This window comes from Rhodococcus sp. YL-1, from assembly GCF_001942025.1.
Taxonomy (GTDB): domain Bacteria; phylum Actinomycetota; class Actinomycetes; order Mycobacteriales; family Mycobacteriaceae; genus Rhodococcus_F; species Rhodococcus_F qingshengii.
On sequence record NZ_CP017299.1, the window covers coordinates 2,029,607 to 2,043,157 of the forward strand.

General features: G+C 63.9%; 13 protein-coding genes. 10 read left to right on the top strand and 3 right to left on the bottom strand.

Features of this window, described 5'->3' with window-relative positions:
• Positions 1-51 precede the first annotated feature (51 nt).
• The gene (glmS, locus tag BH682_RS09495) at positions 52-1,914 is read left to right on the top strand and encodes a glutamine--fructose-6-phosphate transaminase (isomerizing) (protein ID WP_003940837.1); all 1,863 of its coding nucleotides are present in this window, start codon (positions 52-54) and stop codon (positions 1,912-1,914) included.
• A 53-nt stretch (positions 1,915-1,967) separates the two neighbouring features.
• Here glmS and BH682_RS09500 read toward each other — a convergent pair whose 3' ends face one another.
• Positions 1,968-2,339 carry a plastocyanin/azurin family copper-binding protein gene (locus BH682_RS09500; RefSeq protein WP_003940908.1) on the bottom strand — a complete coding sequence of 124 codons (372 nt, stop codon included), beginning with the start codon at positions 2,337-2,339 and terminating at the stop codon, positions 1,968-1,970.
• A 38-nt stretch (positions 2,340-2,377) separates the two neighbouring features.
• Between BH682_RS09500 and BH682_RS09505 the strand changes: the two genes are divergently transcribed.
• The 7 genes from BH682_RS09505 (at position 2,378) to tsaD (ending at position 8,914) form a co-directional block, all read left to right on the top strand.
• Positions 2,378-3,811: an NAD(P)H-hydrate dehydratase gene (locus tag BH682_RS09505; RefSeq protein ID WP_075832751.1), complete on the top strand. Its 1,434-nt coding sequence runs from the start codon at positions 2,378-2,380 to the stop codon at positions 3,809-3,811.
• Between the two features lie 55 nt (positions 3,812-3,866).
• A complete protein-coding gene (alr, locus tag BH682_RS09510; RefSeq protein WP_042449740.1) occupies positions 3,867-5,069 on the top strand; it encodes an alanine racemase in 1,203 nt (400 codons plus the stop codon).
• Complete coding sequence (locus tag BH682_RS09515) at positions 5,066-6,118, top strand: alpha/beta fold hydrolase (protein ID WP_003940782.1); 1,053 nt, start codon at positions 5,066-5,068, stop codon at positions 6,116-6,118. Before alr ends, BH682_RS09515 begins: the two co-directional genes overlap by 4 nt.
• Positions 6,108-6,599 (top strand): tRNA (adenosine(37)-N6)-threonylcarbamoyltransferase complex ATPase subunit type 1 TsaE, encoded by a 492-nt coding sequence (gene tsaE / locus BH682_RS09520; protein ID WP_003940673.1) that lies wholly within the window; start codon positions 6,108-6,110, stop codon positions 6,597-6,599. The genes BH682_RS09515 and tsaE overlap by 11 nt, the downstream gene beginning before the upstream one ends.
• A 107-nt stretch (positions 6,600-6,706) precedes the next feature.
• Positions 6,707-7,375, top strand: coding sequence for a tRNA (adenosine(37)-N6)-threonylcarbamoyltransferase complex dimerization subunit type 1 TsaB (gene tsaB, locus BH682_RS09525; protein WP_075832753.1), 669 nt, complete (start codon positions 6,707-6,709; stop codon positions 7,373-7,375).
• Positions 7,376-7,385: 10 nt separating this feature from the next.
• On the top strand, positions 7,386-7,880 hold the full coding sequence (gene rimI / locus BH682_RS09530) for a ribosomal protein S18-alanine N-acetyltransferase (protein WP_054831463.1): 495 nt from the start codon (positions 7,386-7,388) through the stop codon (positions 7,878-7,880).
• Positions 7,877-8,914, top strand: a complete 1,038-nt coding sequence (tsaD, locus tag BH682_RS09535; protein ID WP_054827677.1) for a tRNA (adenosine(37)-N6)-threonylcarbamoyltransferase complex transferase subunit TsaD — start codon at positions 7,877-7,879, stop codon at positions 8,912-8,914. The genes rimI and tsaD overlap by 4 nt, the downstream gene beginning before the upstream one ends.
• Positions 8,915-8,932: 18 nt before the next feature.
• Here tsaD and BH682_RS09540 read toward each other — a convergent pair whose 3' ends face one another.
• On the bottom strand, positions 8,933-10,522 hold the full coding sequence (locus tag BH682_RS09540) for an Hsp70 family protein (protein ID WP_075832755.1): 1,590 nt from the start codon (positions 10,520-10,522) through the stop codon (positions 8,933-8,935).
• Between the two features lie 161 nt (positions 10,523-10,683).
• On the opposite strand from BH682_RS09540, the gene BH682_RS09545 reads away from it, so the two are divergent.
• Positions 10,684-11,244, top strand: a complete 561-nt coding sequence (locus BH682_RS09545) for a potassium channel family protein (RefSeq protein ID WP_042449733.1) — start codon at positions 10,684-10,686, stop codon at positions 11,242-11,244.
• A 19-nt stretch (positions 11,245-11,263) separates the two neighbouring features.
• On the opposite strand, the gene BH682_RS09550 is transcribed toward BH682_RS09545, so the two are convergent.
• Positions 11,264-12,979 (bottom strand): TIGR03767 family metallophosphoesterase, encoded by a 1,716-nt coding sequence (locus BH682_RS09550; protein ID WP_007728613.1) that lies wholly within the window; start codon positions 12,977-12,979, stop codon positions 11,264-11,266.
• A 233-nt stretch (positions 12,980-13,212) separates the two neighbouring features.
• Between BH682_RS09550 and groES the strand changes: the two genes are divergently transcribed.
• A complete protein-coding gene (gene groES / locus BH682_RS09555; RefSeq protein ID WP_003940763.1) occupies positions 13,213-13,512 on the top strand; it encodes a co-chaperone GroES in 300 nt (99 codons plus the stop codon).
• Positions 13,513-13,551 lie beyond the last annotated feature (39 nt).

Genomic DNA, 13,551 nt, shown 5'->3' on the forward strand with positions numbered 1-13,551 from the left:
CGGGAACCGCAAAATGCGCCTACCGCCGATGTCCAAGTACCCTGAGTCACCATGTGCGGAATCGTGGGATACGTCGGCCACCGCCCAGCTCTGGGCGTTGTGGTGGAGGCTTTGCGACGAATGGAGTATCGCGGGTACGACTCGTCGGGAATCGCGATTCTCGACGGAACCGGTGGGGTCGAGATCGAGCGTAAGGCCGGTAAGTTGGCCAACCTCGAGGCGGAGCTCGGCGAGTACGGTGCGGATCACTTCGTCGGTACGTCCGGTATGGGCCATACCCGTTGGGCGACGCATGGGCGTCCGACGGACCGCAATGCGCACCCGCATCGTGATGCCTCGGGCAAGCTGGCTGTCGTTCACAACGGAATCATCGAGAATTTTGCCCCGCTGCGTGCGGAGCTCGAGGCTGCAGGCGTCGAACTGCAGAGCGACACGGATTCCGAGGTCGCGGTTCACCTCGTCGCCCGGGCGTACGCCCAGGGGCCGACGGCAGGTGATTTCATCGAGAGTGCGCTGTCGGTGGTTCGTCGGTTGGAAGGTGCGTTCACGCTCGTCTTCACGCACGCTGATCATGCGGACACGATTGTCGCCGCGCGCCGCTCGACACCGCTCGTAGTCGGTGTCGGTGAGGGCGAGATGTTCCTCGGCTCCGACGTCGCTGCATTCATCGAGCACACACGCGATGCGGTTGAACTCGGACAGGATCAGGCAGTGGTGATCACTGCCGACAGCTACCGGATCTCCGACTTCGCGGGTAACGAGGCAGAAGGACGCCCGTTCCGCATCGACTGGGATCTCGCGGCCGCCGAAAAGGGTGGTCACGATTACTTCATGCTCAAGGAGATCGAAGAGCAGCCGACCGCTGTCGCCGACACGCTCCTCGGCCACTTCGAGAACGGGAAGATCGTCCTCGACGAGCAGCGGTTGTCCGATCAGGAACTGCGCGACGTCGACAAGGTGTTCGTTGTCGCTTGCGGTAGCGCTTACCACTCCGGTCTGTTGGCGAAGTACGCGATCGAGCATTGGACGCGTCTACCTGTCGAGGTCGAACTCGCCAGCGAATTCCGTTACCGCGACCCGGTTCTCGATCGCTCGACGCTTGTTGTCGCAATCTCGCAGTCGGGGGAAACGGCCGATACGCTCGAGGCTGTCAAGCACGCCAAGGACCAGAAGGCACGCGTCCTGGCGATCTGCAACACCAACGGTGCACAGATCCCGCGTGAAGCCGACGCAGTCCTCTACACCCGGGCAGGACCGGAAATCGCGGTCGCGTCCACCAAGGCGTTCCTGGCGCAGGTGACCGCGAACTACCTCGTCGGTTTGGCTTTGGCGCAGGCTCGCGGAACCAAGTATCCGGACGAGGTCGCCCGCGAGTACGCCGACCTCGAAGCGATGCCCGCATTGGTCAGCAAGGTACTCGAGACGGCAGAACCGGTGCGCGCGTTGGCGCGCCAGTTCGCGCACGCGTCGACCGTGCTGTTCCTGGGGCGTCACGTCGGCTACCCGGTGGCGCTCGAGGGTGCGCTCAAGCTCAAGGAGCTCGCGTACATGCACGCCGAGGGCTTTGCCGCCGGTGAGCTCAAGCACGGCCCGATCGCCTTGATCGAGGAGGACCTTCCGGTCATCATCGTCATGCCTTCGCCGCAGGGCCGCGCTGTCCTGCACTCGAAGTTGGTGTCCAACATTCAGGAGATCAAGGCGCGCGGGGCGACGACTATCGTCATCGCTGAGGAAGGCGACACCGTCGCCGCGGCGCACGCGGATCACCTGATCGAGATTCCGGCGTCACCGACTCTGCTGCAGCCGTTGCTGTCCACGGTTCCGTTGCAGATCTTTGCGGCCGAGGTTGCCGCGGCGCGTGGCTACGACGTCGACAAGCCGCGTAACCTGGCGAAATCGGTTACGGTCGAGTAGCTTTCGCTAGAAAATCGGGCCCCGCAGTCGCAAGACTGTGGGGCCCGAGCGCGTTACGGCGTCTCGACGACGACGGTTCCGCGCATCTCGGGATGCGGTGTGCAGGTGTAGTCGTAGGTTCCGGGTTCGGTGAACGTGTAGGTGTAGGTTCCCGATTTCTTGAGCGGACTGCGGAGTTTGCCCTTGGCGTCCCCGAGGCCGTTGACGTCGTGGGCCATTCCGTTGTCGTCGAACACCCACGTGACCGTCTCGCCGACATTCACGGTGATGGACGCGGGGGAGTACGCCATCCCGGAGATGGTCACCACGGGTCCGCTGGCCGTCGTTTCCGGAGCCGGTGGTGTGGAGTCGGTGCCGGAACTGCACCCGACCAGACCGAGAGCGAGCACGAGACCCGCGATTGCCGGGCGAAGACGTGATTTCATGGTTTCGAGGGTAGCGACGGCAACTGAAGGGTTCCGACATGCGTGGGTACTACACAGCCGATCAGGTGCGAGCAGCTGAGGCGCCGCTGCTCGACAAGCTGCCCGACGGGGTGCTGATGCGTCGAGCGGCGTACGGTCTTGCGCGAGTAGTCGCGGACGAATTGCGTTCCCGTACAGGGTCGGTCGCGCATCGGTCGGTGACGCTGCTGGTCGGTACGGGCGACAACGGCGGTGATGCCCTGTGGGCCGGTGCGTTGCTCCGCAAACGAGGTGTGAGCGTGCGGGCCGTGTTGCTCGATCCGGCGCGCGCTCATCGGGCGGGCCTCGATGCTCTCTTGAAGGCCGGCGGCCGAGTCGCCGCCGAAGTCGGGTCGCCGGATCTGGTGATCGACGGCATCGTCGGGATTTCCGGGCACGGCGGTCTACGGCCTGACGCGGCCGATCTCGTCGGCCAGGTGGATGCACCGATCGTGGCGGTCGATCTTCCGAGCGGCGTCGACGCGAACACCGGCGCAGTGGACGGCCCGTCGGTGACCGCTGATGTGACGGTCACATTCGGTGCGCTCAAGCCGGTACACGTACTCGCGGCTCCGCTGTGTGGTCGTGTCGAACTCGTGGACATCGGATTGAGCATCAGCGAACCCGAATTCGGTTCGCTCGATCCGGCGGAGGTCGGTGCGCTGTGGCCGGTGCCCGGTCCGGAGGACGACAAGTATTCGCAGGGTGTGGTGGGCATCGTTGCGGGAAGTGAGCAGTATCCCGGCGCGGGCGTGCTCTGTACCGGTGCCGCGGTGACCGCGACCGCCGGCCTGGTCCGCTACGCCGGGCACGGCGCCACCGAGGTGCTCGCCCGGTTCCCGGAGGTGATTGCGAGTGAGACCTTCCAAGCCGCCGGGCGAGTTCAGGCGTGGGTGGTCGGCCCCGGTATGGGTACCGACGACGACGCCGCGCGACTTCTGGCGTCGGTGCTGGCTACTGATGTACCCGTTGTTGTCGATGCGGACGGACTTACCCTCCTCGCTCAGCGTCCCGAACTTGTCGCAGCCCGGACCGCGCCGACACTGTTGACGCCCCACGCCGGCGAGTTCGCTCGATTCACAACTCTTGGCGAAGACAGGATCGCGGCCACGCGTGCTCTTGCCGCACGCCTCGGAGTCACGGTCCTGCTGAAGGGCCATACGACGGTGATCTCGGATCCCGGCGGTGAGGTGCTGGTCAACGACGCCGGCGGCTCCTGGGCATCGACGGCAGGTTCGGGTGACATCCTCTCCGGTGTGATCGGTGCGTTGCTGGCGGCGGGTCTGAGCCCTCTCGAAGCCGGGGCCGTCGGGGCGCGGGCTCACGCGTTGGCTGCGAACATCGCCGCTGCCGGCGGTCAGAGCGATGTCGCCGGAGCACCGATTTCGGCTTCACCCCTGCTGGGAGGTCTGCGGGAATCAGTGCGTGTGCTTCGCTCTTTTGCCCTCGATTGAGGGTGTTCAAACCCGAACACGTGTCCGATTCTGCGTGGGTGGCAGGATTGTCGCCATGACGCTTGCCCAGGGAAGAGCACCGAAGGAGCCTGCGGAGGGGAAGGCGAGCCGACTCGACGACGCAGTAGGGCCGCAGACGGAGGCAGTCGTCGATCTGGACGCGATCGCGCACAACGTGCGTGTTCTGCGTGAATTTGCCGGGGATGCAGCGTTGATGGCGGTCATCAAGGCGGACGGATACAACCACGGCGCAGTTGCGGTGGCGCGGACGGCGCTCTCGGCGGGAGCCCGGGAACTCGGCGTCACCACCATCGCGGAGGCACTGGTCCTTCGCGAGGCAGGCATCACCGCTCCCGTCCTTGCCTGGCTGCACGGCGTCGACGCCGATTTCGCCTCGGCGATCCGATCGGACGTCGAGATCGGCGTGTCCTCCCCGCGACACCTGGCCGCTGTCGTCGACGCGGCACGGGTTCTGGGACAACAGGCGACGGTGACGCTCAAGGTGGACACCGGTCTCAATCGCAACGGCGTCTCGAGAACCGAGTGGCCGCAGATGCTCGACGACCTCGCCACTGCGCGGGACGAGGGCACGATCAGGCTGCGCGGAGTGTTCTCTCACCTCGCGCACTCGGACGAACCGCATCACGACGTCATCGACATGCAGAAGCAGCGTTTGATCGACGCGGTTGCCGACGTCCGCGCTCGCGGATTCGACCCCGAAGTCGTTCATCTTTCCAACTCCGCTGCTACAGTCACCCGTCCTGACCTGCGGTTTGACATGGTTCGGCCCGGAATCGCGATATATGGATTGTCTCCGGTGCCCGAACTCGGAGATTTCGGTTTACGACCGGCGATGACGCTGCGAGCGAAGGTGATTCTGGTGAAGAAGGTAGCCGCCGGAGAGGGCGTCTCCTACGGGCATCAGTGGGTCGCACCGCACGACACCACTCTGGCGCTGCTTCCCGTCGGCTACGCCGACGGTTTGTCTCGCTCACTGAGTGGCAAGTTCGAAGTGCAGTTGGGCGGTAAGCGTCGCCAGGCTGTCGGGCGAATCTGCATGGACCAGGTATTGGTGGACCTGGGTCCGGACGGTGACGGAGTTCGCGAAGGCGACACCGCGATCTTCTTCGGCAACGGCGATCACGGCGAACCCAACGCGCAGGCCTGGGCCGACGTACTCGACACCATTCACTACGAGGTCGTGACCGGGATACGTGGACGCACTGTGCGTACGTACATCGGGGGAGAGACGTCATGAAGACTGCAGGAAAGATGAGCATTCTCGGTGGCCTGCTCAGCGCCGTGGCGCTCGGCTCGATGGCCGGTGTGAACGCATTCAAGACCGCGACGCGTCCGGGCCGGGAAATCTATGCGGACGAGGATTTCGACCTCATGACGCGCGACCGCAAGAGCACGGTGCGCACCGAGGACGGTGTCGAGCTGGCAGTTCGCGAAGTGGGACCGGACGACGCTCCGCTGACGGTCGTTTTCGTGCACGGATACTGCCTGAGTGCGCTGTCCTGGCATTTCCAGCGCCGCCAGCTCGAAGAGCGATGGGGCAACAAGGTTCGCATGGTGTTCTACGACCAGCGCGGACACGGAGACTCGGGCATGCCGCGTTCGAAGAGTTGTACGGTTTCTCAGCTCGGCCGCGACCTCGCGACCGTCGTCGAGGCCAAGGTACCCAAGGGACCGATAGTTCTGGTCGGTCACTCGATGGGCGGCATGACGGTACTCGCGCTCGCCGGTCAGCGACCCGAATGGTTCGAGGGCCGAGTCATCGGCGTGGGGCTGGTCGCGACGACGGCGGCAGGCCTGGCCGAAACCGGCCTGACCCGCAATCTGCAGAATCCGATCATCGACGGATTCCGGTTGGCAGTGCGCACCTCACCAGGAGTGGTTCAGCATGCCCGGGGCGCTGCGCGAGTATTGATCACGCCGATCCTGCGTGCGGCCTCGTACGGCACCGATGTCAGCCCACGGCTGCATGAACTCTCGGACGGCATGCTCGACCGGACCTCGGTTGTGACCATCGTCAATTTCCTGCGGACGTTGGAACTGCACGACGAGTCCGCTTCTCTCGAGGTCCTCGCACACACACCGGCAGTCGTGATCTGCGGCGATCAAGACATGATGATTCCGTTCATCAGCTCCAAGCGTCTCGCTGCCGATCTCCCCGAATCCGAACTCGTGCGAGTTCACGGGGCCGGCCATCTGGTGCAGCTCGAGTTCCCAGCGATCGTGACGGACGCAATCGACAAGTTGGTGCAGCGAGCGCAGGTAGAAGAGCGGTCCGATGTCGGCTGAGAACTCCACGGGACTTCCCGTGTCCGGACAGATCACGTTGGAAACGGCCGAGGATACCGAGGCTTTCGGCCGACGCTTGGCGGCGGGACTTGTTGCCGGCGACCTGGTGGTGCTGGACGGTCCACTCGGGGCAGGCAAGACCGCGTTGACGCGCGGAATCGGCGCCGGGCTCGGGGTGCAGGGCCGGGTGACGTCCCCGACGTTCGTCATCGCTCGTGAGCATCGTCCGGGCACCCGCCCTGGCGGCGGAGTTCCCGTCGGCATGATCCACGTCGACGCATACCGGCTGGGAGACAGCGGACCGCATGCGCTCGACGAACTCGATGCCCTCGACCTCGACACCGACCTCACCGATGCAGTGGTGGTGGTCGAATGGGGTGGTGACGTCGTGGAAAGGCTCGTCGAACGGCACCTGCGAGTGCAGCTTCATCGGGAACCCGAATCGGATGTGCGGACTGCGAGTTGGTCCTGGACGTCGTGAAAGGGAGTTTGGTGTCACAGACGTCGTGAAACGGCGTTTCGTGTCACAGACGTCGTGACCCTCCCGGGCCGGAAGTAGTTCTTCACGTGCGGGTACCCTGAGAAATCGTGCTTGTTCTCGCAATTGACACCTCCACTCCGGCAGTCACTGCCGGAGTCGTCTCCCTGTCGGCTTCGTCACCGGACCCAGTGTCACCGGACACAGTGGAGACGCTTGCCGTGCGTGTCACGGTCAATCCTCGTGCGCACGCCGAGGTCTTGACCCCTCACGTCCTCGAATGCCTCGCCGAGGCAGGACTCACACCGGCCGACTTGAACGCCGTCGTCGTGGGTGTCGGGCCAGGGCCGTACACCGGACTGCGTGTCGGCATGGCGACGGGCGCTGCCTTCGGTGACGCACTCGGTGTTCCCGTGTACGGCGTGTGCAGCCTCGATGCGATCGCGGCTGCGGTACCAACCACACAGAGCCTGCTCGTCGTGACTGACGCGAGGCGTCGCGAGATCTACTGGGCGCGCTATGACGGCGGAGTGCGCGTCGAAGGACCGGCTGTGAATTCCGCCGGCGACGTCGATCCTTCGCCTTCGACGCTGATTGCCGGATCCGCTTCGCACGTGGACTTCTTCGATCTACCCGTCGACCCGGCGGAGACACCTTCACCGGCCGGGTTGGTGACAGTCGCTGCTCGCGAGATCCTGGCCGGTTCGGTTCCGGCCCCGCTGGAGCCGCTGTACCTCCGACGCCCGGACGCGAAGACCCTTGCAGAACGTGGCAAGTGAGACAGAGCAGATGAAGTACAGCATCGAGCCGATGAACGTCGATGACGCCGAACGGTGCGCGGAGTTGGAGCGCGCGTTGTTCGCAGGCGACGGACCCTGGAGCGCACAAGCGTTCGTCTCGGAACTTGCAGGCGCACATAATCATTACTTCGTTGCCCGGGAGCCTGACGGTCACGTCCTCGGCTACGCCGGAGTCGCATTGTTGGGGGCGTCGCCGAACATGGAGGCCGAGGTTCACACCATCGGTACAGATCCCTCGGCTCAGCGGCTCGGAATCGGCGGCGCGTTGCTCGATGCGCTTCTGGCTCTGGCGGATTCACGGCAGTGCCCGGTGTTCCTGGAAGTGCGCACCGACAACGAACCTGCCATCGCGCTGTACCGGCGGGAAGGATTCGAGATCGTCGGAACACGAAAGAAGTACTACCAGCCCAGTGGGGCAGATGCGTACACGATGAGACGGCCTGCCGTGCTCGGTGTCCGCGAAATTGAGGAGCAGCAAGCATGATCGTCATGGGCGTCGAAAGTTCTTGCGACGAAACAGGTGTCGGTATCGTCCGCTGGAACGGTGACGGAACCTGCGAATTGTTGGCCGACGAGGTGGCATCGAGCGTGGATCAGCACGCCAGGTACGGGGGAGTGGTTCCCGAAGTGGCCTCGCGGGCTCACCTCGAGGCGATCGTGCCGACGATGCGCCGTGCCCTTGCTGCCGCCGGTATCGAGAAGCCCGACGCGCTGGCCGTCACCATCGGACCCGGACTGGCCGGCGCGCTGCTGGTCGGTGTAGCCGCAGCGAAAGCCTATGCGGCAGCATGGAACATCCCGTTCTATGCGGTCAATCATCTCGGCGGTCACGTCTCGGTGGACACTCTCGAGCACGGTCCGTTGCCCTCGTGCGTCGCATTGTTGGTCTCCGGCGGTCACACACACCTGCTTCACGTCGAAGATCTGGGCAAGCCCATTGTCGAACTGGGCACGACTGTCGACGACGCCGCCGGTGAGGCCTTCGACAAGGTGGCCAGACTGCTCGGACTCGGCTTTCCCGGTGGACCGGCACTCGATGCTGCTGCGCAAGAGGGAGATCCGAACGCAATCGCCTTCCCTCGCGGCATGACGGGGCCGCGCGATTCGCGGCACGACTTCTCGTTCTCGGGACTCAAGACGTCCGTCGCGCGCTATGTCGAATCGAAAGAGCGCGCAGGCGAGACCTTTTCGATCCCGGACATCGCTGCCTCGTTCCAGGAAGCGGTTGCAGACGTCCTGACGATGAAGGCAGTGCGTGCAGCCAAGGACGTCGGGGTCGACACGTTGGTTCTCGGCGGCGGCGCCACGGCCAATTCGCGCATCCGCTCACTCGCCGAGCAGCGCTGCGCCGAAGCAGGCATCACGTTGCGCATTCCGAAACCTCGACTGTGCACGGACAACGGCGTGATGATCGCATCGTTGGCCGCTCACCTGATCGGAAACGGCGCAGGCCCTTCGGAATTGAGTGTTGCGACGGACCCGGGGCTGTCGGTCTCCGTCAGCCAGCTGATGCACTGAAAATCGGCCGACTGAGAATCAGCCGACCGGGGCCGGTTCCCGATCCGGTGTGGTCGCGGGACCGTTTTCGGGCATCGAGGTATTCGGTTCACCGGGCTTCGTCGTCGGATCACCACCACCAGGGGTCGTGATTTCGGTTTCGGTGGAACCGGATCCAGGAGTCTCCGGCGTCGTCGGGTTCTCGCCGCCGCTCTCACCCGGGCCGAGACCGCCGCCGGGGTTTGCCTCGGTCGGATCGACCGGGGGCGTCGCCTCGGTGTCCGGTAGCGTCGGCCACCACGCCGGTGGATCGGGCAGCGTGATTCCGGGAATGGTCGGCCAATTCGGAGTGGTCGTTGTCGTGGTCGGCGGCGTGGTTGTCGTCGAGGTGTCCGGGATCGGCGCAGGCGGAAGTGTGTACTGATGCGTTGTGTACGAGTGCGTGTCGTAAGGCTGCGAGTCGAACGGGGTGGTGGGATACCCGTACCGAGGATACGTGCTGCCGGCTACCGAAGGCAGAGGATCATGAGACGGAATGATCGTCGATCCGGTGCTCGGTGTCGCTTCGGGGCTCACCGTCGTCGTGGTCGACCCGGTTCCGACGGGCGAGACCGCGGTGTCGTCGGTCGGCACCAATTCCTTTGCGCCGTAACCGAGTACCAGTCCGCCGACCACGAGCGCACCGATCAACGCTCCCGAGACCTTGGCGGTGGATCCGGAGCGCTGGTCACTTCCGGAGCCCAGCAGCGGGAAACGAATTGCGGTGATCGAATCTGCCAGGAGTGCAGCACCTTTGGTTGCCGCAGTCTCGGGCTCGACGATCTCGACCATGGGGACGTCGACGGCAGCGGCGACGGCGGACCGCACGGCCGGAATATGTGCGCCACCGCCGATGAGTACAACGGCACCGACGGGCCGCGGTGAGCCCTTCACGACTTCATGGATGAAGGTGACGGCGCGCTCGATATCCGGGGCGATGATGGCCTCGAACTCGTCGCGCGTGATCGCCATCGCGTCGATCGGAAGGTCGATGGTCACCTTGGTGGACGTGGACAGTTGCTCTTTGGCGACATGGCACCGGGCGGCAAGAAGTTCCGCGTCGGTGTACCGGCGCAAGTGCCCTGGCGCCTTCTCCGTCACGAAGTCGACCAATGCCCGGTCGATTCCGGCCCCTGCGAGGGCGTCGATACGGTCGGAGTGCAGAACTTCACCGGTGTGGTCGACGACGGACACCGTCAGACCTTGATCACCGACGTCCACCTGAGCTGTCGTGTCGTACCGCTCGGTTTTCCCTGTCTCGGCGAGATACGCGTGTACGGCGGCAGGCTCGGGGATTGCACGGACCTGCTTCGGCGAGCGCGAAAGAGATGACCTGATGCTCGCGAGTTGATCGTCCGTGCGATAGCTGACACCGATCGAGCGCGGCGCTTCAGATCCGTCCGTTACCTGCGTCGTCATCAGCTTGATGGATGCTCTGACAAGGTCACCGACGTTGGAATTGGCCTGATCCGCCGAGACGAAGCGAGTCTCGGCAGGCACGGCGCCTGGCGCGTTTGTGCTGGTATCGGTGTCGACGAGTGCTGAATAGACACCGGAAGATCCAGTGGAAATTCCCAGTGAACAACTCATCGCACACCTCCTCACAGTCAATACCGGTCAATGTTCAATCGACCGCCGTTATATGAACGTTACAGAAGGTTCGTGAGGATTGCTCAGTGCTTTTCGTCTCCGTGACGTCCTTTTCGGACCGAAAGGGTGGTTTTACCTGCGAAATTGTCGATCATTGATTCATGCGGAAAAAAGGCGATTCTCCCCACATCGACCGGGAACGACGACGCGCGCTGATCCGTGGTGCAGTGCTTCGACCCACGCTGACGGTGATCGCCTTCGGATGCGCGTATTTCTTTCTGCCGTGGATCGATGTACATACCGCCAGTGCAATCTTCCTCTTGATCGGTGGAGGCGCCGCGGTACTTGCCGTGACCACCTGGCAGGTGTGGCGAATTCTGCGTTCCGATGTGCCATCTCTGCAGGCGGTCGAAGCTGTGGCGGTGGTGATGCCGACGTACTTGTTGTTGGTGTCCATCACCTATTTTTCGGTCGAGCATGCAAGCCCTGGCAGTTTCACCGAACCGCTGTCGCGTATGGCGGCGCTGTACTTTTCGTTGTCCGTCTTCTCGACAGTCGGATTCGGTGACATCGCCGCGCAGACGGACCTTGCCCGGGGGCTCGTGAGCCTTCAGATCGTCTGCAATCTGGTGTTGATCGGATTCGGCGTTCGATTCGTCGTTGCCGCAGTGTCGTGGGCGAAAGCGCACCGCTCGCATTCGAGCGGACCTGAAATCACCTAGGACACTGCGGCAATCGGAGTCATCGTCCGGTGTGGACCAACAATTCGACGTTCTGGTCGACGCCGGTACCCGTCAGTTTCGGGTCGCGGTGGATGTCGTTGAACGACAGTTCGCGGTACAGCGAGGCGAGCCCGGCTGCCGACTTGTCGCTGTAGTCGACGGAATTGGGACTCTCCGCCTCGAAGAGCGTCGCAAGCAACGACACCGTTCCGTCGTGGTTGTCCGCGATCTCGATGATGCGTCCGAGTTGCGGGTAGTCGATGTGAGAGGCGGTGTTGATCTCCCAGAAGCCCTGCTCGGGGGTCGCGCCGGGCCACGGGGTGATCTTGTTCTCGTGGGTGTGTCCGTTGACCCAGGCAAGTACGTTCGGGAAACGATGCAGCAAGTCGAGAAGCTGTGAACCGCGCAGGCGTGGCTCGAGGACGTTCTCGGGGTCGGGAATGAGATTGTCCATCGTGTCGCTCGTGTGGTGACTGAACAGCACGAAATACGTGTCACCTCGCGACTCGGTGACGCGAGAGCCCGCGGCGTCGTAGTAGGTGCTGCTGCCGGCGCGCAGGGTGTTCTCGATCCACTGGAACTGAGCGGCGCCCAGCGAACCGTCGACGAGGCCCGCGCGGTTGGTGGAGTCCATGCTGATGCCGACGACGCCCGGTGCGATCTCGAACGAGTAGTAACCGATACCGGTTTCGCCGGCGTCGGGGGCGAAACCGTGTCCGACGGGGCCGGGACCGGTGTGCGCGGGATCAAGATGTGCGGCGATGAACTGTCGCGGTGTGAACGGCGCGCGCGACGGGTCGGGGGTGACCTGGCGCGGCGGCGTCGTGAAGGCGGACAGGATTCCGGGTATCGCACTGGGATCGAACTTGGTGGCGACGTCGATCTGCTTGGCCTGCTCCGGTGAACCAGGCACCTCGAATTTGAGAGATCCCGTGTACATCGCTTCGAGCGGCGGGATGCCGCTGGGCACCGTGCCGGACACCGAATCGTCGTGGTTGCCGAACACGCAGTACCAAGGGGTGTTCAGGCCGGGGCTCGACACGGGCGTGAAAGCGGCACCGAAGAAGTCGGGGATCTCCGGGAATCCGGCCTTCTTGTACATGTCGAGCATCGGTGACTCGGGGTTCCAGTAGAGATCGGCACCCGAGTTCTGTACACCCTCGTAGCGGTCCTTGGCACCGGTGTTGGCGACGACGGTTCCGCCGTTGAGTGAGGTGAGGAACCAGTCGAGTTCGGCGAATTCCTTGTTGTCCGTGTTGTCGCCGGTGGTGACGACGGCATCGAAGGGTCGCGACGTGTGCGGGCCACTGCCGATCGAATTGACCCGGCGGACAAGTGAAATCAGCCCGTGCGCCGTCAGGGTCTCCTGGGGGCGGAACGCCGAGCCGGTGATCTGGTGGACGTACTCGAATCGCATGGGGGACTGGGCGTCGACGATGTGGACGTCGGTCAACTGCACGAGTGAGGCGAGCGCGGTGCGTCGGTCCTCGCGTCCCGACTTCGGCTCGGCCAACTCGCTGCGCACGATGTTCGCCCAACCGGGTCCGGCGGTGAGCTTGGTGTAGCCGCTGCTGCTGACGGGGGTGGACACGGACTCGAGAGTGGTGCCAGGACCTGACGTCGGAATGGTCGACGCGCCTGCATATTGCAGGCCCCACGGCTTGCCAAGGCTGACCGCGCCGACGGCGCCGAGTCCGGCGAAGGTCAGAAAACTACGGCGATTGATGTTCGTCACGAAGTGAACAATAGGTGAACGTGGTGGACGGCTGTCCTGTTTCGCTCTGGACGAAGAGAAAAATGCGCCCAGTCCTTGAGGGTTGGCACTCTCACGTATAGAGTGCCAATTGGCGCTGATCGAGTTCCGGCACCCGCGACGACGGGACTGCAGTGACGCGCCGTAAACGGCATACCCAAACAGCTGTCCGAGGATTGCCTCGGACGCACATACCCCAAAGTGGAGGGCTCATCGTGGCGAGCGTCAACATCAAGCCGCTCGAGGACAAGATCCTCGTCCAGGCCAACGAGGCTGAAACGACGACGGCTTCCGGCCTGGTCATTCCTGACACAGCCAAGGAAAAGCCCCAGGAGGGCACCGTCGTTGCAGTCGGCGAAGGCCGCGTCAACGAGCAGGGCAACCGCATCCCGGTCGACGTCAAGGAGGGTGACACGGTCATCTACTCCAAGTACGGCGGAACCGAGATCAAGTACGCCGGCCAGGAATACCTGATCCTGTCGGCACGCGACGTGCTGGCTGTCGTCTCCAAGTAAGACACACGTGATCCGCCCCGGAGTCCACACAGGATCCCG

Excerpts from the sequence above, each read along its gene's own strand:
- glmS (WP_003940837.1), top strand. The coding sequence starts at position 52 with ATGTGCGGAATCGTGGGATACGTCGGCCACCGCCCAGCTCTGGGCGTT.
- BH682_RS09500 (WP_003940908.1), bottom strand. The coding sequence starts at position 2,339 with ATGAAATCACGTCTTCGCCCGGCAATCGCGGGTCTCGTGCTCGCTCTC.
- BH682_RS09505 (WP_075832751.1), top strand. The coding sequence starts at position 2,378 with ATGCGTGGGTACTACACAGCCGATCAGGTGCGAGCAGCTGAGGCGCCG.
- alr (WP_042449740.1), top strand. The coding sequence starts at position 3,867 with ATGACGCTTGCCCAGGGAAGAGCACCGAAGGAGCCTGCGGAGGGGAAG.
- BH682_RS09515 (WP_003940782.1), top strand. The coding sequence starts at position 5,066 with ATGAAGACTGCAGGAAAGATGAGCATTCTCGGTGGCCTGCTCAGCGCC.
- tsaE (WP_003940673.1), top strand. The coding sequence starts at position 6,108 with ATGTCGGCTGAGAACTCCACGGGACTTCCCGTGTCCGGACAGATCACG.
- rimI (WP_054831463.1), top strand. The coding sequence starts at position 7,386 with ATGAAGTACAGCATCGAGCCGATGAACGTCGATGACGCCGAACGGTGC.
- tsaD (WP_054827677.1), top strand. The coding sequence starts at position 7,877 with ATGATCGTCATGGGCGTCGAAAGTTCTTGCGACGAAACAGGTGTCGGT.
- BH682_RS09540 (WP_075832755.1), bottom strand. The coding sequence starts at position 10,522 with ATGAGTTGTTCACTGGGAATTTCCACTGGATCTTCCGGTGTCTATTCA.
- BH682_RS09545 (WP_042449733.1), top strand. The coding sequence starts at position 10,684 with ATGCGGAAAAAAGGCGATTCTCCCCACATCGACCGGGAACGACGACGC.